The organism is Mesorhizobium sp. Cs1321R2N1 (assembly GCF_037179725.1).
GTDB lineage: Bacteria > Pseudomonadota > Alphaproteobacteria > Rhizobiales > Rhizobiaceae > Mesorhizobium > Mesorhizobium salmacidum.
In genome coordinates this window covers 18,042-41,779 of sequence record NZ_JAPYKP010000031.1, presented here as the reverse complement: position 1 = coordinate 41,779, position 23,738 = coordinate 18,042, and the positions used below count along the sequence as shown (strand labels likewise).

Annotated in this window: 22 protein-coding genes, 1 pseudogene and 1 riboswitch; of the genes and pseudogenes, 6 read left to right on the top strand and 17 right to left on the bottom strand. The window is 63.1% G+C overall.

The features are described 5' to 3' along the window. The 5 genes from O7A61_RS11330 to coxB form a co-directional block, all read right to left on the bottom strand. Complete coding sequence (locus O7A61_RS11330) at positions 1-633, bottom strand: cytochrome c oxidase assembly protein (protein WP_337107917.1); 633 nt, start codon at positions 631-633, stop codon at positions 1-3. Beyond that, positions 633-794, bottom strand: a complete 162-nt coding sequence (locus O7A61_RS11325) for a hypothetical protein (protein WP_084636429.1) — start codon at positions 792-794, stop codon at positions 633-635. Before O7A61_RS11325 ends, O7A61_RS11330 begins: the two co-directional genes overlap by 1 nt. A 2-nt stretch (positions 795-796) precedes the next feature. After that, the gene (locus O7A61_RS11320) at positions 797-1,741 is read right to left on the bottom strand and encodes a heme o synthase (RefSeq protein ID WP_337129847.1); all 945 of its coding nucleotides are present in this window, start codon (positions 1,739-1,741) and stop codon (positions 797-799) included. 74 nt (positions 1,742-1,815) lie between these two features. Then, positions 1,816-3,468: a cytochrome c oxidase subunit I gene (gene ctaD, locus O7A61_RS11315; RefSeq protein ID WP_027142356.1), complete on the bottom strand. Its 1,653-nt coding sequence runs from the start codon at positions 3,466-3,468 to the stop codon at positions 1,816-1,818. Positions 3,469-3,506: 38 nt separating this feature from the next. Beyond that, positions 3,507-4,523: a cytochrome c oxidase subunit II gene (coxB, locus tag O7A61_RS11310; protein WP_337129846.1), complete on the bottom strand. Its 1,017-nt coding sequence runs from the start codon at positions 4,521-4,523 to the stop codon at positions 3,507-3,509. 259 nt (positions 4,524-4,782) lie between these two features. Here coxB and O7A61_RS11305 point away from each other — a divergent pair, with 259 nt between their 5' ends. The 3 genes from O7A61_RS11305 (at position 4,783) to O7A61_RS11295 (ending at position 7,861) form a co-directional block, all read left to right on the top strand. Continuing rightward, positions 4,783-5,343 carry an invasion associated locus B family protein gene (locus O7A61_RS11305; RefSeq protein ID WP_337107914.1) on the top strand — a complete coding sequence of 187 codons (561 nt, stop codon included), beginning with the start codon at positions 4,783-4,785 and terminating at the stop codon, positions 5,341-5,343. Positions 5,344-5,511: 168 nt separating this feature from the next. Beyond that, a complete protein-coding gene (gene tldD / locus O7A61_RS11300) occupies positions 5,512-6,924 on the top strand; it encodes a metalloprotease TldD (protein ID WP_337129845.1) in 1,413 nt (470 codons plus the stop codon). A 274-nt stretch (positions 6,925-7,198) separates the two neighbouring features. Continuing rightward, on the top strand, positions 7,199-7,861 hold the full coding sequence (locus O7A61_RS11295) for a transglutaminase-like cysteine peptidase (RefSeq protein WP_337129844.1): 663 nt from the start codon (positions 7,199-7,201) through the stop codon (positions 7,859-7,861). A 145-nt stretch (positions 7,862-8,006) separates the two neighbouring features. On the opposite strand, the gene O7A61_RS11290 is transcribed toward O7A61_RS11295, so the two are convergent. The 3 genes from O7A61_RS11290 to O7A61_RS11280 form a co-directional block, all read right to left on the bottom strand. After that, positions 8,007-10,706, bottom strand: coding sequence for a caspase family protein (locus O7A61_RS11290; RefSeq protein ID WP_337129843.1), 2,700 nt, complete (start codon positions 10,704-10,706; stop codon positions 8,007-8,009). 157 nt (positions 10,707-10,863) lie between these two features. Further along, entirely contained in the window at positions 10,864-12,105 is a 1,242-nt protein-coding gene (locus O7A61_RS11285; protein WP_337129842.1) for a class I SAM-dependent RNA methyltransferase, read from the bottom strand. Beyond that, positions 12,102-12,866: a TlyA family RNA methyltransferase gene (locus tag O7A61_RS11280; RefSeq protein WP_337129841.1), complete on the bottom strand. Its 765-nt coding sequence runs from the start codon at positions 12,864-12,866 to the stop codon at positions 12,102-12,104. Before O7A61_RS11280 ends, O7A61_RS11285 begins: the two co-directional genes overlap by 4 nt. 171 nt (positions 12,867-13,037) lie before the next feature. Between O7A61_RS11280 and O7A61_RS11275 the strand changes: the two genes are divergently transcribed. After that, positions 13,038-13,439 carry a GFA family protein gene (locus tag O7A61_RS11275; RefSeq protein ID WP_337129840.1) on the top strand — a complete coding sequence of 134 codons (402 nt, stop codon included), beginning with the start codon at positions 13,038-13,040 and terminating at the stop codon, positions 13,437-13,439. Here the strand turns inward: O7A61_RS11275 and O7A61_RS11270 are convergent. The 6 genes from O7A61_RS11270 to O7A61_RS11245 all read right to left on the bottom strand — a co-directional run bounded on the left by O7A61_RS11270 (position 13,436) and on the right by O7A61_RS11245 (position 18,387). Next, positions 13,436-13,729, bottom strand: coding sequence for a hypothetical protein (locus tag O7A61_RS11270; RefSeq protein WP_337129839.1), 294 nt, complete (start codon positions 13,727-13,729; stop codon positions 13,436-13,438). The genes O7A61_RS11275 and O7A61_RS11270 overlap by 4 nt on opposite strands. A gap of 148 nt (positions 13,730-13,877) precedes the next feature. Continuing rightward, positions 13,878-15,815, bottom strand: a complete 1,938-nt coding sequence (dxs, locus tag O7A61_RS11265) for a 1-deoxy-D-xylulose-5-phosphate synthase (RefSeq protein ID WP_337129838.1) — start codon at positions 15,813-15,815, stop codon at positions 13,878-13,880. A gap of 70 nt (positions 15,816-15,885) precedes the next feature. After that, positions 15,886-16,806, bottom strand: a complete 921-nt coding sequence (locus O7A61_RS11260; protein ID WP_337129837.1) for a pirin family protein — start codon at positions 16,804-16,806, stop codon at positions 15,886-15,888. Positions 16,807-16,846: 40 nt separating this feature from the next. Next, positions 16,847-17,113, bottom strand: a complete 267-nt coding sequence (locus O7A61_RS11255; RefSeq protein WP_027035955.1) for a DUF2277 domain-containing protein — start codon at positions 17,111-17,113, stop codon at positions 16,847-16,849. A 92-nt stretch (positions 17,114-17,205) separates the two neighbouring features. Then, the gene (locus O7A61_RS11250; protein ID WP_015318808.1) at positions 17,206-17,457 is read right to left on the bottom strand and encodes an exodeoxyribonuclease VII small subunit; all 252 of its coding nucleotides are present in this window, start codon (positions 17,455-17,457) and stop codon (positions 17,206-17,208) included. Between the two features lie 3 nt (positions 17,458-17,460). Next, a complete protein-coding gene (locus O7A61_RS11245; protein ID WP_337129836.1) occupies positions 17,461-18,387 on the bottom strand; it encodes a histone deacetylase family protein in 927 nt (308 codons plus the stop codon). A 167-nt stretch (positions 18,388-18,554) separates the two neighbouring features. Further along, a riboswitch (cobalamin riboswitch) is annotated at positions 18,555-18,748 on the top strand. 100 nt (positions 18,749-18,848) lie between these two features. Between O7A61_RS11245 and bluB the strand changes: the two are divergent. Next, positions 18,849-19,508: pseudogene (gene bluB, locus O7A61_RS11240) on the top strand (5,6-dimethylbenzimidazole synthase); the annotation flags it as partial. An 86-nt stretch (positions 19,509-19,594) separates the two neighbouring features. Here the strand turns inward: bluB and O7A61_RS11235 are convergent. Both O7A61_RS11235 and O7A61_RS11230 read right to left on the bottom strand, forming a co-directional pair. Next, the gene (locus O7A61_RS11235) at positions 19,595-20,578 is read right to left on the bottom strand and encodes a hypothetical protein (RefSeq protein ID WP_337129835.1); all 984 of its coding nucleotides are present in this window, start codon (positions 20,576-20,578) and stop codon (positions 19,595-19,597) included. Positions 20,579-20,664: 86 nt separating this feature from the next. Beyond that, the gene (locus O7A61_RS11230; RefSeq protein ID WP_337129834.1) at positions 20,665-21,273 is read right to left on the bottom strand and encodes a TetR/AcrR family transcriptional regulator; all 609 of its coding nucleotides are present in this window, start codon (positions 21,271-21,273) and stop codon (positions 20,665-20,667) included. A gap of 119 nt (positions 21,274-21,392) precedes the next feature. Here O7A61_RS11230 and O7A61_RS11225 point away from each other — a divergent pair, with 119 nt between their 5' ends. Beyond that, on the top strand, positions 21,393-22,613 hold the full coding sequence (locus O7A61_RS11225; RefSeq protein WP_337129833.1) for an MFS transporter: 1,221 nt from the start codon (positions 21,393-21,395) through the stop codon (positions 22,611-22,613). 19 nt (positions 22,614-22,632) lie between these two features. Here O7A61_RS11225 and ribB read toward each other — a convergent pair whose 3' ends face one another. Further along, positions 22,633-23,733 (bottom strand): 3,4-dihydroxy-2-butanone-4-phosphate synthase, encoded by a 1,101-nt coding sequence (gene ribB / locus O7A61_RS11220; RefSeq protein WP_337129832.1) that lies wholly within the window; start codon positions 23,731-23,733, stop codon positions 22,633-22,635. Positions 23,734-23,738: the final 5 nt, after the last annotated feature.

The following is a 23,738-nucleotide window of genomic DNA, read 5'->3' as shown; positions in this document are numbered from 1 at the left end:
TCAACCCCCGAGATTTCCTTCGGTATCTGAAACTGTCTTGCTTTTGCCCTTGGCCGGCTCCGAGGAGGCGACCGGCTTGTTCTTCTCGACCGGGAACATCGTATAGGACAGGGTGATCGTCTTGATGTCCTTCAGTTCCGGCACATTCACGATGTCGGGGTCCACATAGAACAGGACCGGCATGTCCAGCGTCTCGCCGGGCTTCAGCGTCGTGTCGGTAAAGCAGAAGCATTCGACCTTGTTGAAGTACGGACCGGCCAGTTCCGGCTGCACGTTGAAGGTGGCGCGGCCTGTGACGGGGCGATTGAACTTGTTGGTCGCCTGATAGTGCGCCTGCACGGTCTGCCCGATGTTCATGGTCATCGAGCGCTGGACCGGCTGGAACTCCCAAGGCACGCCGGCAATGTTGGCGTCGAAGCGGACGGTGACCTCGCGGTCAAGCACGCGGCCGGCATACTGCCTCTCGACACGCTGCGTGGTACCACCGTAACCGGTCGCCCGGCAGAACATCTTGTAGAGCGGCACGGCGGCATAGGCCATGCCGATCATGCCGGTGAAGAAGGCGAGGCAGACGGCCGCGACGACGCGGTTGCTGGTCTTGCCGGCCGTCTTTCTGGGCGTCTCGACGCTCATCACATCTTGCCCGACAAATTGTGGCCGAACTTCACGATCGTGGCGATGTAGAAAATCACGACCAGCAGAGCCAGCGCTACGCCTATCGCAATGGAACGGCTGCGCTGGGCCTTCTTCTGGCGATCGGTCAAGGTGACCATCTCGAGTTCTTTCTCGACCATAGTCATGCCCCACCCATGGCAAGCGCGCGTTCGACGACACAGTCGGCCAGATAGGCGGCGAAGATGGCGAAGAGATAGAGCAGCGAATAGGCGAACAGGGCCTTGGCCGGCTTCATGGCGCGGTCGTCGTCGGCCATGCCAAGCACTTTCCAGGCATACCAGACGAAACCAACGCCCAGCAGCAGAGCGGCCACGCCATAGAATGGCGTCGTGTAGCCGAGCAGCCAGGGCAGCACGCCGACCGGGGCCAGCACCAGTGCGTAGGCGAAAATCTGACGGCGGGTCGATGCATGGCCGGCAACGTTCGGCATCATCGGGATGCCGGCGCGGCCATAGTCCTCGGACTTGAACAGCGCGAGCGCCCAGAAATGCGGCGGCGTCCACAGGAAAATGATCAGGAACAGGATGATGCTTTCGAGGCTGACCGATCCGGTCGCCGCGGCCCAGCCGATAACCGGCGGGATGGCGCCCGCGGCGCCGCCGATGACAATGTTCTGCGGCGTCGAGCGTTTCAGCCACATCGTGTACACGACGGCATAGAAGAAGATGGTGAAGGCCAGCAGCGTCGCGGCCAGCCAGTTGACCAGCACGCCGAGCGTCATCACCGACAGGACCGAAAGGACCAGGCCGAAGCTGAGCGCCTCGTGCGGCTGGATACGACCGGACGGGATTGGGCGGCTGGCGGTCCTGGTCATCACCGCGTCGATGTCGGCGTCGTACCACATGTTGAGAGCACCCGAGGCGCCGGCGCCAATCGCAATAGCCAGGATGGCTATCACCGCCAGCAGCGGGTTGATGGTCACCGGTGCCGCGACCAGCCCGACAAAGGCGGTGAACACCACCAGCGACATGACGCGCGGCTTCAGGAGGGCGAAGAAATCGCCCGCCGTCGCTTCCGACATGCGGAAGCCCGCTTCGTCAATGCTGGTTTTGTCGACTAGGGCCATGCGTACTCAAGTCCATTATTCCGTTGGCCAAAACCGGCGGCGGACCGGCGGTTTTGCATTCGAGGGGAGCCGCCTTACCTGATCTTCGGCAGCTGCTCCCACTGGTGGAAGGGCGGCGGCGAAGGCAGCTGCCATTCGAGAGTCGTTGCGCCCTCGCCCCATGGGTTGGCTCCGGCCACCCGCTTCTTCTGGAACGCTTCGAACACGCAGTAGAGGAAGATCAGGACGCCGACGGCCGAGATATAAGAACCGATGGACGACACATAGTTCCAGCCCGCAAACGCGTCGGGATAGTCGATGGTGCGGCGCGGCATGCCGGCGAGGCCGAGGAAATGCTGCGGGAAGAAGATCAGGTTGACGCCGACGAAGGTGACCCAGAAGTGGGTGTTCGCGATGACAGGCGAATACATGTAGCCGGTCATCTTCGGAAACCAATAATACCAGCCCGCGAAGATGGCGAACACCGCGCCCAGCGACAGCACGTAGTGGAAGTGGGCAATGACGAAATAGGTGTCATGCAGCGACCGGTCGAGGCCGGCATTGGCCAGCTGGACGCCGGTGACACCGCCGATGGTGAACAGGAAGATGAAGCCCAGCGCCCACAGCATCGGCGTCTTGAACGAGATCGACCCGCCCCACATCGTTGCGATCCAGGAGAAGATCTTCACGCCCGTCGGCACCGCGATGACCATGGTGGCGAAGACGAAATAGCGCTGCGTGTCGAGCGACAGGCCGGTCGTGTACATGTGGTGCGCCCAGACGATGAAGCCGACGGCGCCGATCGCGACCATCGCGTAAGCCATGCCGAGATAACCGAACACCGGCTTGCGCGAAAAGGTCGAGATGACGTGGCTGATGATGCCGAAGCCGGGCAGGATCAGGATGTAGACTTCCGGGTGACCGAAGAACCAGAACAGATGCTGGAACAGGATCGGGTCACCACCGCCATCAGGCGCGAAGAACGTCGTGCCGAAGTTGCGGTCGGTGAGCAGCATGGTGATGCCACCGGCCAGAACCGGCAAGGACAACAGCAGCAGGAATGCGGTGATCAGCACCGACCATGCAAACAGCGGCATCTTGTGCAGGGTCATGCCGGGCGCGCGCATGTTGAAGATGGTGGTGATAAAGTTGATGGCGCCGAGGATCGAGGAGGCGCCGGCGATGTGGATCGACAGGATCGCCAGATCCATGGCCGGTCCGGGCTGGCCCGAAGTCGACAGCGGCGGATAGAGCGTCCAGCCGCCGCCCACGCCAAAGGCGCCAGGCGCACTCGGAACGAACATCGAGGTGAGCAGCAGGATGAACGCCGGCGGCAGCAGCCAGAACGAAATGTTGTTCATGCGCGGGAATGCCATGTCGGGAGCGCCAATCATGATCGGCACCATCCAGTTGGCAAAACCGCCGATAAGTGCCGGCATGACCATGAAGAAGATCATGATCAGGGCGTGCGCGGTGGCGAAGGCATTATACATGCTCTTGCCGCCGTCGATCGCGGCGTCACCATTCATGCCGTAGACCATCTGCGCCAGGCCGCTGAAGATCTGGATGCCAGGCTCCTGCAGCTCCATGCGGATGGCGACCGAAAGCGCGGCGCCGATGATGCCGGCCATGATCGCGAAGATCAGGTAGAGCGTACCGATGTCCTTGTGGTTGGTCGAATAAACCCACCGCACCCAGCCATGATACGGCTTATGGTCGTGCCCGTCGTGAGCTGCAGCGTCTGCCATGTTCCGCTCCGTTCCCTAAATCTTGCTAACCCGCGACATCAATTGCCGGCGGCCGCTACCTTGTTCTGGCCGTCGACCTCGGCCATGAGCGTCTTGTTGGCGCCCGGCAGATTGGTCTTGGCTGCCGCCAGCCAGGTCTTGAACTGCGCATCCGAGACGACACGGATGGCGATCGGCATGAAGGCGTGGTCCTTGCCGCAGAGCTGCGAGCACTGACCATAATACAGGCCTTCCTTCTCCGCCTTGAACCAGGTCTCGTTGGTGCGGCCCGGAACGGCGTCGATCTTGATGCCGAAGGACGGCATGGCGAAGGAGTGGATCACGTCGGTCGCGGTGACGAGCACGCGGGTCATCGTGTTGACCGGCACCACCAGCTCATTGTCGACAGCGAGCAGGCGCGGATAGACCTTGCGGTCCTCCTTGCCGGCGGCGCCGCGGTCACCGTCCTGGAGGATCGCGGAGTTGAAGGCGAGCGTGTTGTCGGTCTGGTATTCGTAATCCCAGTTCCACTGGTTGCCGGTCGCCTTGACCGTCAGCTTGGCCTCTTCCGGCGGAGTGTACTGCGCGGTCAAGAGCTGGAACGAGGGAATGGCGAGACAGAGCAGGACGACGACCGGGCCGACGGTCCAGATCACCTCGATCAGCGTGTTGTGGCTGGTGTTGGAGGGAACCGGGTTGGCGCTCGCGCGGAACCTCACGATGCAGTAGGCGAGGAGAAGCAGCACCAGAATGGTGATCGGAACGATGAACCACATCGTGTAGTTTCCGAACCACTCGATCTGCCGCATCATGTCGGTCGCCGGCGCCTGGAAGGTGGTCTCCCACTCCACGGGCTGATCGGCATGGGCGGATGTGCCTGCAAAAATCGTGGCAGCGGCACAAGCACTCAGAAACTTGGCACTTGCTGGAAACCTGGCGCTAGCTAGGAAATTTCTCATCGCCCTCTTCGTCTCCCAGTCCCTCGCGGCGGTGCCAACGAGAATAACGAACAATGCCGGGACGGGAATCCCGACAGTCTCAAGCTGGTTCAAACCATACTCTTTTTCCCTCCGCAAGAAAGGAGCGGTCGAAACCGTGCGGCATTTTTGCGCGCAAGCTGACATAGCTCTTCCAGGGCGATGGCCATGGTAGCGAATCGGGTAAGTTCGGCAGTCTGTCCGCCCTATGCTGGCGGCGCCCGCAAAGCGTCGTAATTCAGGCGAATTTGGCAGGGAAAAGCGCTGTATTGCCTGTTTCGGGACAGTCCGGCCGCGGTCTCGTCCTTTACTTGGTATTGGCGCGGCTTAAAGTGCCGTGATTCGCAATGGAGCCGTCATGAACTCTTGGCTTTCGAGACTGAGGCATACGCGACCGGGACTTTCGAGAACCCTGGCGAACGCCGTGTTTCTCGCCGTCCTGTCCGCGGCCGGCCTGTTCGTCGCCGGTCAGGCCAATGCCGCCCAGCCGAGCGGCACGGTGCGCTCGACGCATGGCGCCTGGTCGATCATCTGCGACACGCCGGCCGGCGCCACTGCGGAACAATGCGTGATGATGCAGAACGTCGTCGCCGAGGACCGTCCGGAGATGGGGCTTTCGGTCGTCGTGCTGCGCACCGCCGACAACAAGGCCGAGATCCTGCGCGTGCTGGCGCCGCTCGGCGTGCTGTTGCCGAACGGGCTCGGCCTCAACGTCGACGGCAAGGACATCGGCCGCGCCTATTTCGTGCGCTGCTTCCAGGACGGCTGCTACGCCGAGGTCATTCTCGAAAAGCCGCTGCTCGACACGCTGAAGACCGGCACGTCGGCAACGTTCATCGTCTTCCAGACGCCTGAGGAAGGCATCGGCATCCCGGTCGACCTCAAGGGTTTCGCCGACGGCTTTGCCGCCCTGCCCTGATCGCGGCTCTGCCCAACCAGACCTGGACGCGGCTTTTGCTGACCCAGAAGCATGGCTTGCATCAACCCCACGATGTCATTCGTCGGCACTGATCTTCATTGCCGATTGTGCGGGCGCGGCTTCACGCCTACATCGGGGAAAAGCAATCATCCCACGGACGGACGCGCCATGAACAGCCTGATCGGCCAATTCGAAATTTCAGACGACCGCATCAAGCAGATCGTCGCCGACACCATCAAGGGTACCGACGACGGCGAGCTTTTCCTCGAATACAGCGAAAGCGAAGCGCTGATGTTCGACAACGGCCGGCTCAAGACCGCTAATTTCAACACCGACCAGGGCTTTGGCCTGCGCGCGGTCGCCGGTGAAGCCAGTGGCTACGCCCATTCCAGCGATCTGTCCGAGGCTTCGCTGCTGCGCGCGGCCGAAGCCGTGTCGACCGTCAAGGGTGGCTATTCCGGTACGCTTGCCGCAGCCCCCGCCCGCACCAACCGCCATCTCTATGGCGACGAGAACCCGATCCCCTCGCCTTCGTTCGAGGCCAAGGGCAAGCTGCTGCAGGAAATCGACGCCTGGCTGCGCGTTGAGGATCCACGCGTGCGCCAGGTGACGGCCTCGATCGCCTCATCCTGGCAACATGTCGAGATCGTTCGTGCCGACGGCCAGGTGGTGCGCGATATCAGGCCGCTGGTCCGCGTCAACGTCTCGGTCGTCGTCGGCGATGGCGACCGCCAGGAGAGCGGCTCCTATGGCATGGGCGGACGCAAGGCGTTCGGCGACTTCCTCGTCGAGGATAGCTGGAAGCACGCCGCCAGGGAGGCGCTCCGGCAGGCGCTGGTCAATTTGGAGGCGATCCCGGCACCGGCCGGCACTTTCGACATCGTACTTTCCAGCGGCTGGCCGGGCGTGATGCTTCACGAAGCCGTCGGGCACGGACTGGAAGGCGACTTCAACCGCAAGAAGACCTCGGCCTTCGCCGGCCTGATGGGCCAGCAGGTCGCCGCCAAGGGCGTCACCGTCGTTGACGACGGCACCATCCCCGAACGGCGCGGGTCGCTCACCGTCGACGATGAAGGCACACCTTCGGCCCGCAACGTTTTGATCGAGGACGGCAAGCTGGTCGGCTACATGCAGGATCGGCAGAACGCACGGCTGATGGGCATGAAAGCCACCGGCAATGGCCGGCGCGAAGGCTATGCGCACCAGCCGATGCCGCGCATGACCAACACCTACATGACCTCAGGCGACATGGAGCCGGACGAGATCATCGCTTCCGTCAAGAACGGCATCTATGCCGTCTCCTTCGGCGGCGGCCAGGTCGATATCACGTCGGGCAAATTCGTGTTCGGCTGCACCGAGGCCTACATGATCGAGAACGGCAAGGTGACGCAGCCGATCAAGGGCGCCATGCTGATCGGCAACGGGCCTGACGCCATGCACCGCGTCACGATGGTCGGCAACGACATGAAGCTCGACAATGGCATCGGCATGTGCGGCAAGGCCGGCCAGGGCGTGCCCGTCGGCGTCGGCCAGCCGCATCTGAGGATGAACCAGATGACAGTCGGCGGCACGAGGGTCTGAGGCGTCGGGGCGTTCTGGAATCAATCGCCTGCCAGCGATGTTTTCCGGACGTGCAGCCATCGCATCCTGGCAGGCCAAAACATTGTAGGATATGGACCCGGTGTACGTGCCGAAGCGCAGCAGGGCCATGCTCGCGATTGATGCCAACCTACGGCGGCAACCTCTGCCTTGTGCGAAACACAATCGTGTTAGGATATTATTAATTGTTCAATTGCCCGAACTGGCGTTTGCGCATTAGCTTGTCGCCAGTCTTCTCGTTGTGGTGGTGTTGACAGTGCTGCGTTTCCCTCACGTCCTGACCTCTTCCTTCCTCTTTGGCGTCGTTTCGTTGGTTGGTGTTTCGGCGTTCTGTGTCAGTCCGGCGGCGGCGCAGTGGACATGGTTCAAGCGAACATCGACGCAACCCGCGGCCGGTGCAAACTCGGTCGCGGTCGGGGGACGCACCAGCGTTCCGTATGGCTGGGTCGATTTCTGCCATCGCCGGCCGAAAGAGTGCAAGGTGCCGGCCCTGCCCGCCACGAGCGTCAAGCTGACAGCGCAGAACCTGAGCATCCTCAAACGGATAAACCAAAAGGCGAACCGCTCCATCAAGCCCGTCAGCAACTACGATCACTGGGGCACGACGATGGACCACTGGGACTATCCGGTGGACGGCAAGGGCGACTGCAAGATCTACGCGCTCTACAAGCGCAAGCTTCTTCGGGAGGCGGGATTTCCCCGGCAGGCGCTGCTGATGACGGTGGTGCGCGACCTGAACAATGAGGGTCACACCATCCTGACGGTGAAGACCGACAAGGGCGATCTCATCCTGGACAATATGGTCGACGAAATCCGCCCCTGGAATGCAACCGGCTATTATTTCCTGAAACGCCAATCGCAACAGAACCCGAACATCTGGGTTTCGCTCAACCAGCGAGGCGGCACGCCAAAAACCTGACGGATGCCGCCAAGCTCGTAGTTTGAGCGGCCGGAGCGAACCGCCCTTGACGGGCTGACGCGCCACAAAGCAGCGATCCACTCTCTCGCTAGGTCACGGGCGGGTTGCGCCCGGCGAACGGGAAGGTGACCCCCGCCGCGACAGCTTACTGGTTGCAGGCCGGTTCGCCTTGCTGTCCGCAAGACGGCTTCTTCTTGACCTGCTGTGGCGGCTGCTCCTGCGGGAGACGCCGCTCTTGCATCCGCTGTCTCGGCTGCGCGCGAAATTCCGACTTCGGCTCCGATCTCTGCGGCCGGAGCACCTGCTCGTTAGGCCTTTCCGGCCTCAACTGACGCTGCGCATTCTCGTTCGGCCTGATCCTGAGGTTGCGCTGGACGTTAACCTCCGGGCCGGCGGCGCCCTGTTCGCTGTTCTGCAGCCGGCGCAACGTCCTGCCCCTGTCGTTCCTGCTGACAGAGCCCTGATTCTCGTCGGAGAACACGGCCGGATTGTTCCTCCTGAACCGTTTTTGCACGCCCGATCCGTTGTCGGTTGGCTCATCGCTGACGGTCGGCAGTCTGCGGAACTTCCTACTCTTGTCGTTTCCGCTGGCCGGGCCTTGATCCTGGTTGGAGAACACCTCCGGATTGTTCTTCCTGAGCCGCTCCTGCACGCCAGGCCGATTTTCGGCCGGCGCACCGTTGACGGTCGGCACCTTGCGCAACTTCCTGCCCTTGTCCTTTCCACCGGCCAAGCCCTGATCGTTTGGTTCGACAGCGGACTGGCCGGCGGACAAGTCCCTGCGCGTCAGCTTTTTCGGTTTGCCGGTGTTCTGGTCGGAGAAGGCGTTCGGATTGTTTTTCCTGAACCTCTCCTCGGCACTCAGCCTGTTCTCGGCCGGAGCACCGTTGACGGTCGGCAGCTTGCGGAACTTCTTGCCCTTCTGCTGAGCCGTGCCCTGCTCTCCGGTAACAGCAGCACCGGCATTTCCGGTCGCCTCTTGGTTGCCGCCCACGATGCCTTGCTTGCCAAGCTGCTTCCTGGACTTATTGCTGGGCAAATTCTCACCGTTCAGCGCCGGCTTACCGTTGACGAGCGGCAGCTTTTTACCGTTGGCTCCTGGCAGGGCGTGGTCGGTTTCAAGCTTGCCGGTCGAAAAGTCCTTCGACAGCGGAGTCGCGGCACCAGGCTGCTGGCCCTGTATCACACGCTGGCCAGGCTTCTGCGGCAAGCCACCCTGTTGCTGACTGGACGGAGTCTGATCGGACATGGCGTGACCGGACATGGCCGCTCTCTTTTTCAGCAGCGGCGGCAGCGCGACCCTGGCCGCCAGTGCAGCCGAGCCGGCCCCAACCGTGCCTCCGGCCGTGTTCTGGCCTGTAGTGAGGCCACCCTGAGCATTGTGATTGATGGTCTCGTTTTTGATCGTCGTGTTGATGTTGTTGATGACGGTCGTGTTGTGGATGTTGTTGAAGATGATGTCGTTCGGCGGCGGCACGATGTGACGCGGCGGGTTGATGAACGCAGGTATCGGCACGAACACCGGCGTTGGCAGGACGAAAACGTCGACCGGCGGCGGCGGCGCCACCAGCACGACGAAATCCGGCGGCGGCGGCGGCAGGAAGATCACCGCGATCGGCGGTGGCGGCTCGAAGTCGAAATCGGGATCGTCGAAATAGAGCACCGGCCTGTCGACGTAGACGATTTCCTCCTCCGGCGGCGGCGGCAAATCATACTCATAGACGGTGAATTCCTCCGGCGGCTCCAGGGCCGCATCGAAATGTTCGAGCCGCCGGCGCGCGTCCCAAGCATGCGGACCATGCGGATAGCGCCGCAGATAAGACCAATAGGCTTCCGGCGTGTCCTGTAGCCAGGTCTCGCGCCACGTCATCGCCTCGCGCCGCGCGGCGATGATGGCGCGCACGCGCTTGGCCATCGGATCGTGTGGATAAGCGCCGAGGAAATCCTCGTAGCCGCGCATCGTGTCGCGGTCGAGAGCCGCGACATAGGCGTCATGAGCGTTGAAGTCGCGGATCGCCCTGGTCCGATTGGACCGGGATTCGGCCTCCGAAACCTTGGGTGCGGGGGCGTCCGCGGCACGGTCGAAGAAGACGAACGGCGTGGTGATTTTCGAGGCATTCCACGGCACTTCCGCACCTTGCGTCACCTCGTTGACGCGCAGTCGTGTGCGGTCGAACACGTCGTCAAGCGACAATCCGCCCGCGCGTATCATCTCGGCCAGCGCCTGGGCATAGGCGCCGTAGGGGCCTTTGCTTTCGGGCGCGACCGTTCCGGGAGCGGCGTTGAAGGCAATCAGCATGTTCGGATCGGGATCGACCAACGCAAGGCCGCCGGCCAGCGGCTCTTTCCACTTCGGGAAGGGATTTGGCCGCGCCGCGTCCAGCACGACGATGTTGACCTTCGTCGGCAATCCGGCCAGCGACCTGGTGACATCGGAGAGCCGCATCGCCTGAAGCGGCACGTCGGCTGGACTGGCAATCTGGGCATCGATCGGCAAGTAGTAATTCTCGCCTTCGAACTGCACGCCGTGGCCGGCGAGATAGACGAAGACAATCGCGTCGGGACCGGCGGCGGAGACCTTGCCGAGGAAATCACGCAATGCGCCGCGCAGCGATTCCTGATCGACATCGCGCGCCCCGACCACATCGAACCCGGCCGCCTGCAAGGTCTGCGCGATCAGGCCCGCATCATTGGCGGCGGTGGCGAGCTCGCCGGACTGATACGCGCCGTTGCCGATGACGAACGCCAGGCGCTTTTCACCTTGGGCGAGGGCCCCCGTCGCGGAGCTGACCGCGAAAAAGACAAGAGTGACGATGAGGCCGATGAATTTCTGAAGCGTCTGCATGTCCGCTATCGCCATCGATTCATATTAGTAACGACGAATAGGTCGAAATGTTTCCCAAAGATGCGAAATTAGAAACCCGCACAAAGGCGGCTTTAGGGTGCAATTTCGTCGAAAGAACAGAGGCTTCAGAAATTTCCTGCGAACCGGCGGTCGTGACCTACCGCCGCCGCTTCGGCTTCCCCAGCAACGCGACGGCCTCGACATGGGGCGACCACAGGAACTGGTCGATCGGCGTCACGCTTTTCAAGGTGTAGCCGCCGTCGATGAGGATGCGCAGGTCGCGAGCCAGCGTTACCGGGTTGCAGGATACCGCGGCAATGAATGGAACATCCGAGCGGGCGATCTGCTTCGACTGGTCCTCGGCACCGGCGCGCGGCGGATCGAAGACCAAGCCGTCGAAGGCGTCCAACTCCTTGAACGTCAGTGGCCGGCGAAACAGGTCGCGTCGCTCGCCCGTCACCCGCTTGATGCCTGTCGCGAAGCGGGATCCCCGGTCGAGCGCCGAAAGTGCGGCCGCATCGCCTTCGACCGCGTGCACTTCCGACGTCGCGGCCAACCGCAAGGCGAAGCTGCCGCAACCGGCAAAAAGGTCGGCGACCCTTTTTGCACGCTTCAGATGTCCGCCGACGATCTCGGCCATGGTCTGTTCGGCTGCCTCGGTCGCCTGCAGGAAGGCGCCCGGCGGTAGCGCCACCGCGACGCTGCCGAACATGACGACCGGCTTCCTTGGCTCAATGACGATCTCGTCATCGATGGACAGTCTGGCAAAGCCCTGTGCAATGACAAAATTGGCGGCGATACGGCGCTGGTGCTCGCCGAGCTTGCCGGACTCATGCACCGCGATGTCGAGGCCGGAACCCGTAACGGTTACCGCCATCCGGAATGATTTGGTGGTGGCGCATATCAATTCGGCCAGCGCCCTCAGTTGGCCGAGTGCCGCGACGATCTCGGGCAGTGAGATCGGGCATTCGGATATGGAGATGATCTCCGGCGACAGATGGCGATTGAAGCCGAGCAACATGCCTGTTTCGGTGCGCCGGGCGGCAAGCACCACACGGCGGCGCGACTGCGGTGCGCAGCCGACCAACTCTCCGATTTCGCACTCGATGTCCTTGCCCTTCAATGCGTGCACCACCTTTTCACGCTTCCACTGTCGGTAGGCTTCGGCTTCCAGATGCTGGAGGGCACAACCGCCGCATTCGGTGAAGTGGCGGCAGGCGGGTTCGATGCGCAGCGGCGAGGCCTCCAGCACCGCCATCAGCGCCGCACGATCCCTTTCGCGCGCGGCGGTGACGGTCTCGCCCGGCAGCGTGAAGGGAATGAACAGATCGCCGCTTTCGGTTTCGGCGATACCGTCGCCCTGCGATCCGAGCTTTCGTATTGTGAAGCGTGCGCTCATCGGTCCTTGACCCCACCGAGCAGGAATTCGCGATTGCCGTCGCCACCTTCGATCGGCGACAGATGCAGGCCGAGCGAACGCCAGCCGGGAACGGCATCCAGCCAATCCTGCAGCCGGCCCGCGACCCGGGCGGCATCGAAAGGATCCTTCAACAGACCCCCTTTGCCGATCGCCTCGCGGCCCGCCTCGAATTGGGGTTTGACCAGAAAGACCGCGCCGGCACCGGGCTTGGCAAGAGCAAGTGCCGGCGGCAGCGCAAGTTTCAGCGAGATGAAACTGACGTCGGAAACGATGAAATCCGGACTGCGACCGGCAAGATCGGCGGCCGTGAGATCGCGTGCGTTCAGGCCTTCGATCACGGTTACGCGCGGATCAGCGCCGACATCAGGATGCATCTGGCCGTGCCCGACATCGATTGCCGTGACATGGGAGGCGCCGCGTTCGAGCAACACCTGGGTGAACCCGCCTGTCGAGGCGCCGATGTCGAGGGCTTCGCGGCCAGCGGGGTCGAGGCCGAAATGGTCCAGTCCGCCGATAAGTTTGAGCGCCGCGCGCGAGACATAGCCTTGCGCCGGATCATCGATGACAACAAGGCATTGCGGCGAAACGTTCTGACCGGGCTTGCGGGCAATGGCGCCGTCAACCGTCACCGTGCCGCGCTCGACCGCGTCGCGGGCACGCGAGCGGCTGGCGAACAGCCCGCGCTGGACGAGCAGGTCGTCGAGCCGCTGGCGTGTGCTGGCTGGCAGAGGCGAATTCATCGGCCTTCTCTGACGAAAGCCTGCGGTGAAGGCAAGAACATTACACCGAACAAGGTGACGGTGTGCGAGAGCGGCTGGTGCAGCGAGCCAAGCCGCGGCTTGCGCGCATCGCATCGGGTCCGGCAGAATATCAGTCGAGGAGGACCACTGTTGTCGCAACACGGAGGACGAATGCTGACGGGAACCTGCCACTGTGGCGCGGCCCACTGGACCCTGGAAGGCGATCCCGGCCCGGTGACGGCCTGCAACTGCACGCTTTGCCGCCGCTATGGCGCGCTGTGGGCCTATGATTATGTCAACGAACGTATTCGCGTTTCAGGGCGGACGGCCAGCTATACGCGCGCCGGCAAGGACGCGCCGTCACTTGAAATCCTGTTCTGCCCGATATGCGCCTGCGTGCTGGCATGGCGCGGCTTGCGCGCCAGCGATTCTGGCCGAATACGGATCGCAGTCAATGTGCGGCTGGCACCACCCGAAGCCGTCGCCGACTTGCCGATCGACCATTTCGATGGCCTCGACACTTACGACGATCTGCCCCGCGATGGCCGCTGTGTGCGCGACATGTGGTTTTAAAAGATGGTCCGTAAAACCTGGCGCTCGACAGCGGGAGACAGACCATCGTCCCGGTTCCCCGACGCCTGTTCACCTGGATGTTCGGTCACAACAGCGGACGGAGGTGCGGGGTCCGGCAGCACCACAAGCTGCGGCACCTGCTTGTAGGAAAAGCCGCCGCGAATATCGCCAATCTTGCCGGCGACAATGCCTAACGCCGCCTTTTCAAGATTGCGGTCGTAGGGTGTTTCGGCCGCAGCCGGCAAGACCATCACGGCCAAGAAGGCCGCGCCGCACAGAAGCGTCTTCATTGTTGTTGTCTCCTTGCCTGACGCCGGTCTAGCAGGGTGCCGTTGAAAAACGGCCAAGGGACACAGTAAGCGAAACGCCAAACGGCAGCGTTAACAACGCGTTACAAAATAAAGCCGGCAAACTGATCCAAGCTGTTCAGGTTTTGATTCAGGCGCGCTGGGCGCGGACCGTATGGCCGAGGGCCGTGAAAACAGTGCGCACGATCCCGGCGGCGTCGAGGCCGGCGTCGGCATACATCTTCTCCGGCTTGGCGTGGTCGGTGAAGGCGTCCGGCAGTACCAGCGGGCGTACCTTCAGGCCATTTTCCAGCAGTCCTTCATGGGCAAGGAACTGCAGTACATGGCTGGCGAAGCCTCCAATAGCGCCCTCCTCCACCGTCACCAGCACCTCATGCGAGCGGGCCAGCCGGCGGATCAAGTCCTGGTCGAGCGGCTTGGCGAAGCGGGCGTCGGCAACGGTGGTGGAAAGCCCGGCCGCGCCGAGCTCTTCGGCGGCGATGAGGCAATCCTGCAAGCGCGTGCCGAAGGACAGCAGGGCAACCTTGCTGCCTTCCCGGACGATGCGGCCCTTGCCGATATCGAGAACCGAGCCGCGCTCGGGCATGTCGACGCCGACGCCGTTGCCGCGCGGATAGCGGAAGGCGATCGGCCCATCGTCATAGCTGGCGGCGGTGCGCACCATGTGGCGCAACTCCGCTTCGTCGGCGGCGGCCATCACGACAAAGCCCGGCAGGCTTGCCAGGAAGGTGGTGTCGAACGCGCCGCAATGGGTGGCTCCATCGGCGCCGACAAAGCCGGCGCGATCGATGGGGAAACGCACCGGCAGTTTCTGGATCGCGACATCATGGACGACCTGATCGTAGGCGCGCTGCAGGAAAGTCGAATAGATCGCCGCGAAGGGCTTGTAGCCTTCCGTCGCCAGGCCGGCGGCGAAGGTCACCGCATGCTGCTCGGCGATGCCGACATCGAAGGTCCTCGACGGGAACACCTCGCCGAACAGATCGAGGCCGGTGCCGCTCGGCATGGCGGCGGTGACGGCGACGATGCGGTCGTCATCGCGGCCCTCCTGGATCAGGCTTTCGGCGAACACCTTGGTGTAGGCCGGCGCATTGGCCGGCGCCTTGGCCTGCGCGCCGGTGATGACGTCGAATTTGTTGACGCCATGGTATTTGTCGGCGGCCGCTTCCGCCGGCGCGTACCCCTTGCCCTTCTGGGTGACGACATGGATCAGCACCGGACCCTTGCCGTTGTCGCGGACATTTTTCAGGACCGGGATCAGATGCTCCAGATTGTGACCGTCGATCGGGCCGATGTGATAGAAGCCGAGTTCCTCGAACAAAGTGCCGCCGGTGACGTAGCCGCGCGCATGTTCGACCGCGCGGGTGATGGCTCGATCGGCCCGCTTGCCGAGATAGGAGGTCAGTTTCTTGCCAAAGTCGCGCAAGCCGATATAGGCCTTGCCGGAAGCCAGGCGCGCCAGATAGGCGCTCATGGCGCCGGTCGGCGGCGCAATCGACATGTCGTTGTCGTTGAGGATGACGATGAGGCGGGCATCGAGCGCGCCCGCATTGTTCATCGCTTCATAGGCCATGCCGGCCGACATTGCGCCGTCGCCGATGACTGAAATGACATTGTTGCGGCCGCCTGAGAGGTCGCGGGCGGCGGCCATGCCGAGACCAGCCGATATGGACGTCGAGGAGTGGGCGGCGCCGAACGGGTCATACTCGCTCTCGGCTCGGCGGGTGAAGCCCGACAAGCCGCCTTCCTGGCGCAAGGTGCGGATGCGGTCCCGGCGTCCGGTCAGGATCTTGTGCGGATAGGCCTGATGGCCGACATCCCAGATCAGCCGGTCATCGGGTGTGTTGAAGACATAATGCAGCGCCACTGTCAGTTCGACCACGCCAAGGCCGGCACCGAGGTGGCCGCCGGTGTGGGAGACAGCATCGACCAGTTCGGTGCGCAGCTCGGCCGCCAGTTGCGGCAATTCGCTCTCGGCCAGCGTGCGCAGGTCGGCCGGGACGCGAACCTTGTCGAGAAGCGGCGTATGCGGCGTTGCGTTCACGTTGGGCCCAGACTCTCTTTTCATCGGCGGGATAGGCCGCCGGCTGGCGAAAGTAAATGCGTGTCGGTGACGCGGATGGTCAGCCCCTCACCGCTCAGCCTTCCGGCAGCGGAATGAATTCTTTCTCATCGCCAGGAACGATATCGAAGCGGCCGGTCTTCCATTCCTGCTTGGCCTGCTCGATGCGCTCCTTCGACGAAGAGACGAAATTCCACCAGATGTAGCGCTTCGAACCGAGCGAGGCGCCGCCGAACAGCATGAAATGCGCACCGGTTTGCGACGATATGACGATCTCGTCGCCGGGCCGGAACACCAGCAGCCGTTCGGCCGGAAAGACGTCGCCCGAAATCGAGACTTCGCCCTCCAGCGTGTAGATGGCGCGCTCTTCCGCATCGGCCGGGATTTTGACGCTGGCACCGGGCCCCAGCCGCAAATCGGCGTAGAGCGTGTCGGAATCTGCCCGCACCGGGGACCGCAACCCTTGGAAGTCACCGATGACGACGCGGCCGCTGACGCCTTCGGCATCGATCTCTGGAAGCCGCAGCGCCGCTGTGTTCTCGAACACCGGTGCAACCTCTTCCTTGCCGTCCGGCAGAGCCAGCCAGGTCTGCAGGCCGGAGATCGACATCGGCGCGCCGCGCAATTCCTGCGGCGTGCGCTCGGAGTGGACGATGCCACGGCCCGCGGTCATCAGGTTCACGTCGCCGGGCTCGATCACCATTTCGGTGCCGAGCGAATCGCGATGCCTGATCTTACCATCGAACAGATAGGTCACTGTCGACAGGCCGATATGCGGGTGCGGACGAACATCGAGCGCCTGGCCGGCGCGCATGATCGCGGGGCCCATGCGATCGAAGAAAATGAACGGCCCGACCAGCCTTCTCTTGGCGGTCGGCAAGGCGCGGCGCACCTCGAAGCCGCCAATATCCTTGGCGTTGGGGATGACCATCAGTTCGATCTGGTCGCTGGCGAAGGCATCGCCGGCCTCAGGGTCTTCCCCCGGGAAGAAGCTCATGAACTCTCCTGGTCAGCGCTCGGTGGCCGCTTTGGACATGTCAGGCGAACCGGATCGCCGCCTTTGCTCTCAGTTTGGCTGCCACCTCTTCGCGATTGCGCGGATGCTGGTGGGTTTCCAGGGAATCAAGCAATTCGCGTGCGGATGCCGCGATGGCTTCGACCGCATGATCGAACGCATGCTGGTTCTGTTTCGACGGTCGCGTCGTTCCGCTGAGCTTGCGGACAAACTGGAGTGCCGCGTCGCGGACTTCGTCATTGGTTGCCGGCGGATCAAAATTGAACAGGGTCTTGATGTTTCTGCACATCGCTTCCGTATCTCCTCTTGTCCGTTTCAATCGGGACGAGTTGTATCCTCAATCATGATCGTGTCCAAAAGTCGGTAAGCCTGCTCCGGACCTCAGTCCGCGTCGAGCGGCTCGGTTCCAACCGGCTTGCCGTCGCGCGACAGCCTGATCTTCTCGACCTTGTCCTCGGCGGCCTTCAGCAACCGGTCGCAATGCACCTTCAGCGCCTCGCCGCGTTCGTAGATCCGGATCGACTGGTCGAGCGGCACGTCGCCACGCTCCAGATCATCGACGATCTTCTCCAGCGCGTCGAGTGCCTGCTCGAAGCTCATCGCCTTGACGTCTTCGTTGATCTCACCAGTCATCATTCATCCTTTCATCAGTCGCCCGACATGGGCGCCGACCGAAAATGCCAATCCCTGCAGATCGTAGCCGCCCTCGAGCACGCTGACGAGCCGGTTGCCGCTATGGCGTGCGGCGCGCTGCATCAGTTGGCCGGTCGCCCAGTCGAAATCGTCCTCGGTAAGATTGATCTCCGCCAGCGGGTCGCGATGGTGCGCGTCGAAGCCGGCCGAAACGATGATCAAATCGGGCGCGAAATTGTCGAGTGCCGGGAGCACGCGCGACAGGAAAGCATCGCGAAAAACCTCGCTGCCGGTCTGCGGCGCCAGCGGCGCGTTGACGATATTGCCGGCGCCGGTCTCGTTCTTCGCGCCGGTGCCGGGATAGAGCGGCATCTGGTGCGTCGAGCAATAGAGCACCGAGGGATCGTCCCAGAAAATATCCTGCGTGCCGTTGCCGTGGTGCACGTCCCAATCGACGACGGCGACACGCTCCGCACCATGCTTCTTCTGCGCATAGCGGGCAGCGATAGCCGCAGTGTTGAAGAAGCAGAAGCCCATGGCCGTGGTCTTTTCGGCATGGTGGCCGGGCGGACGAGCCGCGACGAAGACATTGTCGGCGCGGCCCGCAAAGACGTCGTCGACGGCGGCATTGGCGGCGCCGATCGCGGTGATCACCGCCTGCCAGCTCTTCGGGCTGGCGGTGGTGTCGGCGTCGATGCGGGCGAGGCCTTCAGCGGGAATGGCGGCACGCACGCGCGCGACGAAATCGGCGGGATGCGCATAGAGGATGGTCGCCTCGTCGCCTTGCGGTGCCTCGGCGCGGTCAAGCGCGGCAAAAGCTTCGTCGTCGAGCACGCGCTCGATGGCGCGCAAGCGGTCGGGCCGCTCGGGGTGACCTGGCGGGGTGATGTGTTCGAGGAAGATCGGGTGCGTGTAGAGACGAGTGGCCATGTCCCCCTTATCTAGTGCCCCGGCGCCGTGATGGCCATGCGTTGCGGCTTGATCGCTGGGGAAAATCACGCCTGCGTCCATTCATGTCGCTGCGGGCATTGGCGTCGCCGGCGCTTCGGCGTAAGGTCGCCGCCACTGCCTGGTGCCTGCCGGAGGTTTGTTTTAGCCGCATTTCTGCGACGCCAAGTGATTCCACTTGGGAGCAAATGCTCTGGCGGGAGAATCGGGAACACGGTTTGATGCCGTGGCGTGCCCAACGCTGTGAGGGGGACCGCGCCGGTAAATGCCACTGTCGATGACGGGAAGGCACCGGACGTGGGTTGATCCCGAGCCAGAAGACCGGCCTGGCAGGCATCGTCATCCGCATGGTCAGGCGGATGATATCAGAGCGACGTGCGCCCTCCTGGACGCACAAGTACGCTCTGAGAATTTGAACTGCTGCAATCGCAAGGGGACAAGCGATGCCGGAAGCTATGACCGCTCCAACGGCCGATGGATTTGATCAGATCGCGCGCGACGCGGTTTACCGCGCCATGTTCACGCGGCGCGACGTCCGCAGCCATTTTACATCGGAAGCGATCGACGACGAGGTGCTGGCGCGGCTTTTGCTCGCCGCCCATCACGCGCCGTCAGTCGGCTTCATGCAGCCTTGGAATTTCATCGTCATCCGCGATGCCGCGCGACGGGCGGAGGTGCGCGATCTGTTCTTGGCGGCGCGCGAACAGGAACTGCCGGCAATCGAGGCGGACCGGCGGGCGCTTTACCGCAAGCTCAAGCTCGAAGGCATCTGCGAAAGCGCATTGAACATCTGCATCACCTGCGACCGCGAGCGCTCGAAAGCCTCGCCGCTGGGACGCTGGCACAATCCGGAAATGGATCTCTACAGCACGGTCTGCGCGGTGCAGAATTTTTGGCTGGCGGCACGCGCCGAGGGAGTCGGCGTCGGCTGGGTCAGCATCATCGAGGCGCAAGCGCTGAAGAGCCTGCTGTCCATCCCCGATCACGTGACGCCGATCGCCTATCTCTGCGTCGGCCGTGTCTCGGAGTTCGCGCCAAAACCGGATCTCGAAACGCATGGCTGGGGCCGACGGCTGCCGTTGCCCGACCTGATCATGAGCGAGACTTTTTGTGGGCAAGGCGAAGCGCCGCTCAAATCGACAGTGGCCCGCTTCAGCACTGTTGCCGGTGGGCCCGCCAGCCCAACCGATCAGCGTGTCGCGCCGGCCGTGCCCCAGCGCGAACCGTCGAAGGTGGAGAGCGCCTTGCGCTTGAGTTCCCGGAACTTCGACGAGGCATCGGCCAGCCTGGCGTCCCAGGCGGCATCGGGCACCTGACCCTCGATGGTCTTGAAATAGACCTGCATCAGGCAGGCGATGGCGAACGGCTCGATGAACGCCGCCTTAAAGGCCCAGGCAAAGACGATGGCCAGAACGAAGGCCCAACCGGCGAGCTGTCCTGGCATGACGTAAAGAATGGCGGCTGCCGGGGCCAGCATCAGCAGGAAGATGACGAAGGAGACCCCCCACATGATCACGGCCAGCCAGACGGCGTTCTTGAGCATGATCTTGCCGTTCTGGGCGTAGAGCACAACGCCTTGCCGCGCGGTCTCGAAGGGCGAGGACGAATTGATGCGGATGTTGTAGCCGAGAATGATCTCGTCGACATAGGTCAGCGACAGGCGGATCACCGTGTTGAGGAACGAGACCAGGCCGCTCAGGCCCGGAATGGGCAGGAAAGCCGCGATGCCGCCCAGCAGGCCGGTGATGGCGCGGATGGCGCCCTTGACCAGCTGGTCGACGACGAAAAGGATGTTCGCCTCGGCAAAACGCTCGGTCACAACCCCTTTCGCATAGGCGATCTGGTTCTGGCCGTCGGGTACGTCGTGGCCGTCGATCAGATGCACCATGACGGCGATATGGCCTGCCTTGACGACGTAGAGGATGTATTCGCGAATCCAGTAGACAGCGATCGAGACGAGGCCGAAACCGACAATCCCGCCCCACATGGCAAAGGACAACGGCCCGTCGGGATCGGTGGAGATATGGCCGACGCCATAGCCGACCGAGGCACCGGTGCCGGTGGCCATGATATAGGCCAGCGTGATGCCGAAATAGACGATCATACGAAAGACGATGAAAGGCCAGGTCCGCATCATGATGGACACCGACCTGCCGATATCGAAATCCCACATACCCCGAATCCCCCAGAGGTGGCTGTGGAGGATGCGCCCAAACCGTCTATTGTCAATTGCGAGCGGTGGCGGAGCCCGATTGCGGGTCAGTTTGGCCGCGCCTCCGGCTTCTCGAGCAGGCCTTCGAGCAATTGCTTGAACGCTGCCACCACCTTCCTCGACGTCGCTTCGGGATCGTTCGAGTTGGCGATCCGCTGCGCGGCCTGGCTGCTCGCCCCGTTGATCAGCCGCGCCGCGGTCTCGGGATCGAGGCCCGGCACGACCACCCCGTCCTGTTGCAGCGCGGTCAGATGATCGGTCATTGAACCGACGCAGGCATTGGCATTCGACCACTGTGCCGGGTCGCCCAGCACGGCCGGACCGTCCCGGAACATGATGCGCTGGATTTCCGGCTCCAGCGCCATTTCGATGTAGGTCGTGCATTCGTCGACGAAATGCTGCCAGCGGGTCGGCGCCCTCGACGCGACCTCATTCACCCGCGCGGCCATTTCCGCATCAATTTGCGCGATAACCGCCTGCAGCAGTCCCTTCTTGTCGCCGAAGTGATGATAGAGGGCGCCGCGCGTCAGTCCGGCCGATGCCGTGAAATCGTCCATCGACGCTTCGGCATAACCGATGGTGCCAAAGGCTTGGCGCGCCGCGGCGATCAGCTTGGCACGCGTCTCGGCGATCATCTCCTTGCGGGGTCGGTGCATGCTCTGGCCTTATCTACATACGCTCCGTATGCCAATTGACATACGCGACGTATGGTCTATCTAACACTTATACGTCTCGTATGTAATTGTCGAATCGCCCCTTGTCGAGGAACAGGATCATGCAAAACCCCTACTCGGAAATCTTTCGCGCTCCTGGCGCCAGGGGCTTTGCCGCCGCCGGCTTCATGGCGCGCCTGCCGATCGCCATGGCGCCGATCGGCATCGTGGCGATGCTGTCGCAGACGCGTGGCGAATACTGGCTGGCGGGTGCGGTTTCGGCGACGTTCGCCTTGGCCAATGCTTTCCTGGCGCCGCAAATATCGAGGTTGGTCGACCGCCTCGGCCAGACGCGGGTTGTCGTCCCCACCACCATCATCTCCGTGCTCGCATTCGCGGCCCTGATCGCATCGGCCAATCAGGACTGGCCGGTATGGACGCTATTCGTGTCGGCATTGCTGGCCGCGGCGATGCCAAGCATGCCGGCCATGGTACGCGCGCGCTGGACCGAGATTTTCCGGGGCCGGCCCGAGATGAACACCGCCTTCGCCTTCGAGTCGGCGGCCGACGAACTGGTCTACATCGCCGGCGCATCGCTGTCGGTTGGTCTCAGCGCCGCGCTGTTCCCGGAAGCGGGCGTGCTCGTCAGCACGCTGTTCCTGGCCCTGGGCTCGACAGCCTTCATCCTGCAGCGTTCGACCGAACCGCAGGTGCGACCGGTGGACCATGGCTCAACCGGCTCGGCTATCCGCCTGGGGCCGGTTCAAATCATCACCTTCGCCATGATCTTCATCGGCGCGACTTTCGCGACGACGGAGGTGAGCACGGTGGCGATCACCAAGGAACTCGGCCAGCCAGGCGCCGCAAGTCTCGTCATCGGCGTCTATGCGCTGGGCTCCTTCGTGCTCGGCATCATCATCGGCGCGCTCAACCTGAAAGCACCGCTGCAGCGCCAGCTCGCCATCGCGGTCGCGTTGGTCGCGCTCGGCACACTGCTGCCGCTTACCGCCAGCACCGTGCCCGTGCTCGCGCTGACTGTCTTCATCAGCGGCGTGGCGATCTCGCCGACCTTCATCACCGCCTTCGGCCTGATCGAACGGCATGTGCCTGAGACGATGCTGACCGAAGGCATCACCTGGGTGACCACCGGCATCGGCATCGGCATGGCGCTCGGTTCGTTCGCTGCCGGCGCGATGGTGGATGCGTTCGGCGCCCAGAACGGGTTCTGGGTTTCGGTGGCATCGGGCGTTATCGCACTGGTCACGGTGCTGCTCGGCCAGCGCAGCCTCGCCACCCACGAATGCGAGTGGGAAGGATGCGAGGCGGCAATCCCGGCCGAGTGACAGCCAGGATTTCTTGAGCTCAGATAATCTCGGTCTTGGCGATGTGGATGCCAAACCCTTCGAGACCGACATAATGGCGTTCGCGCGAGGCGATCAGGTTGATGGAGGAAATGCCGAGATCCTTCAGGATCTGCGCACCAAGGCCGATCTCGCGCCATTCGCTCTCGCGCCGGCGCGCCTCTTCATGGTCCTCGCGATCGCCCGGCGCCGGCCGGTTGCGCTCCTGGTGGGCGACGCCGACCGAGCCCTCGCGCAGATAGACGATGACACCGCGCTTGCGTTCGCCCATCGCCTTCATGATGCCGTCGAGGCGGTGGCTGGTGCCGAACACGTCGGTTACGACGTCCTCCGAATGCAGTCGCACCGGCACGTCCTCGCCGTCGCGGATATCGCCGAAGACGATGGCGACGTGATGCATCGTGTCCCAGGGCAGCGTGTAGGTGAAGACCTGCGCCTTGCCACCCAGCGTCTCGATGTCGGAACAGGCGACGCGCTCGACCAGCGTTTCCTTGCGCTGCCGGTAAGCGATGAGGTCGGCGACCGATACCTGCTTGAGACCGTGCTCCTCGGCGAAGGCCGCGACCTGCGGGCCGCGCTTGACGGTGCCGTCATCATTGACCAGTTCCGAGATCACGCCGATCGGCGGCAGGCCGGCGAGCTTGCAGAGGTCGACCGCGGCCTCGGTGTGACCCGAGCGCATCAAGACGCCGCCTTCGCGCGCGATGAGCGGAAAGATGTGGCCGGGGCGGACGAAATCGGAGGCGCCGACATTGCCGTTGGCAAGGTTGCGAACGGTCAGCGTGCGGTCTTCGGCTGAAATTCCTGTCGTGGTGCCATGCTTGAAGTCGACGCTGACGGTGAAGGCGGTCGTGTGGGCCGAATCATTGTCGGCCACCATCGGCGCGAGGTTCAGCCGCTTGGCCTCCTCGCGCGGCATCGGCGTACAGACGATGCCCGACGTGTTGCGCACGATGAAGGCCATCTTCTCCGGCGTGCAGTGGACGGCGGCGACAATCAGGTCGCCCTCGTTCTCACGCCCGTCATCGTCCATGACGACGACGATCTCGCCGCGTTCGAAGGCCCGAATTGCTTCGACGATTTTCTTCTGGTCGTAAGGCATAAAGC

Bases quoted from the DNA above. Each gene is read 5' to 3' on its own strand.
- O7A61_RS11330 (WP_337107917.1), bottom strand. From the start codon at position 633: ATGAGCGTCGAGACGCCCAGAAAGACGGCCGGCAAGACCAGCAACCGC.
- O7A61_RS11325 (WP_084636429.1), bottom strand. From the start codon at position 794: ATGGTCGAGAAAGAACTCGAGATGGTCACCTTGACCGATCGCCAGAAG.
- O7A61_RS11320 (WP_337129847.1), bottom strand. From the start codon at position 1,741: ATGGCCCTAGTCGACAAAACCAGCATTGACGAAGCGGGCTTCCGCATG.
- ctaD (WP_027142356.1), bottom strand. From the start codon at position 3,468: ATGGCAGACGCTGCAGCTCACGACGGGCACGACCATAAGCCGTATCAT.
- O7A61_RS11305 (WP_337107914.1), top strand. From the start codon at position 4,783: ATGAACTCTTGGCTTTCGAGACTGAGGCATACGCGACCGGGACTTTCG.
- tldD (WP_337129845.1), top strand. From the start codon at position 5,512: ATGAACAGCCTGATCGGCCAATTCGAAATTTCAGACGACCGCATCAAG.
- O7A61_RS11290 (WP_337129843.1), bottom strand. From the start codon at position 10,706: ATGCAGACGCTTCAGAAATTCATCGGCCTCATCGTCACTCTTGTCTTT.
- O7A61_RS11285 (WP_337129842.1), bottom strand. From the start codon at position 12,105: ATGAGCGCACGCTTCACAATACGAAAGCTCGGATCGCAGGGCGACGGT.
- O7A61_RS11280 (WP_337129841.1), bottom strand. From the start codon at position 12,866: ATGAATTCGCCTCTGCCAGCCAGCACACGCCAGCGGCTCGACGACCTG.
- O7A61_RS11275 (WP_337129840.1), top strand. From the start codon at position 13,038: ATGCTGACGGGAACCTGCCACTGTGGCGCGGCCCACTGGACCCTGGAA.
- O7A61_RS11270 (WP_337129839.1), bottom strand. From the start codon at position 13,729: ATGAAGACGCTTCTGTGCGGCGCGGCCTTCTTGGCCGTGATGGTCTTG.
- dxs (WP_337129838.1), bottom strand. From the start codon at position 15,815: ATGAAAAGAGAGTCTGGGCCCAACGTGAACGCAACGCCGCATACGCCG.
- O7A61_RS11260 (WP_337129837.1), bottom strand. From the start codon at position 16,806: ATGAGCTTCTTCCCGGGGGAAGACCCTGAGGCCGGCGATGCCTTCGCC.
- O7A61_RS11255 (WP_027035955.1), bottom strand. From the start codon at position 17,113: ATGTGCAGAAACATCAAGACCCTGTTCAATTTTGATCCGCCGGCAACC.
- O7A61_RS11250 (WP_015318808.1), bottom strand. From the start codon at position 17,457: ATGACTGGTGAGATCAACGAAGACGTCAAGGCGATGAGCTTCGAGCAG.
- O7A61_RS11245 (WP_337129836.1), bottom strand. From the start codon at position 18,387: ATGGCCACTCGTCTCTACACGCACCCGATCTTCCTCGAACACATCACC.
- O7A61_RS11235 (WP_337129835.1), bottom strand. From the start codon at position 20,578: ATGTGGGATTTCGATATCGGCAGGTCGGTGTCCATCATGATGCGGACC.
- O7A61_RS11230 (WP_337129834.1), bottom strand. From the start codon at position 21,273: ATGCACCGACCCCGCAAGGAGATGATCGCCGAGACGCGTGCCAAGCTG.
- O7A61_RS11225 (WP_337129833.1), top strand. From the start codon at position 21,393: ATGCAAAACCCCTACTCGGAAATCTTTCGCGCTCCTGGCGCCAGGGGC.
- ribB (WP_337129832.1), bottom strand. From the start codon at position 23,733: ATGCCTTACGACCAGAAGAAAATCGTCGAAGCAATTCGGGCCTTCGAA.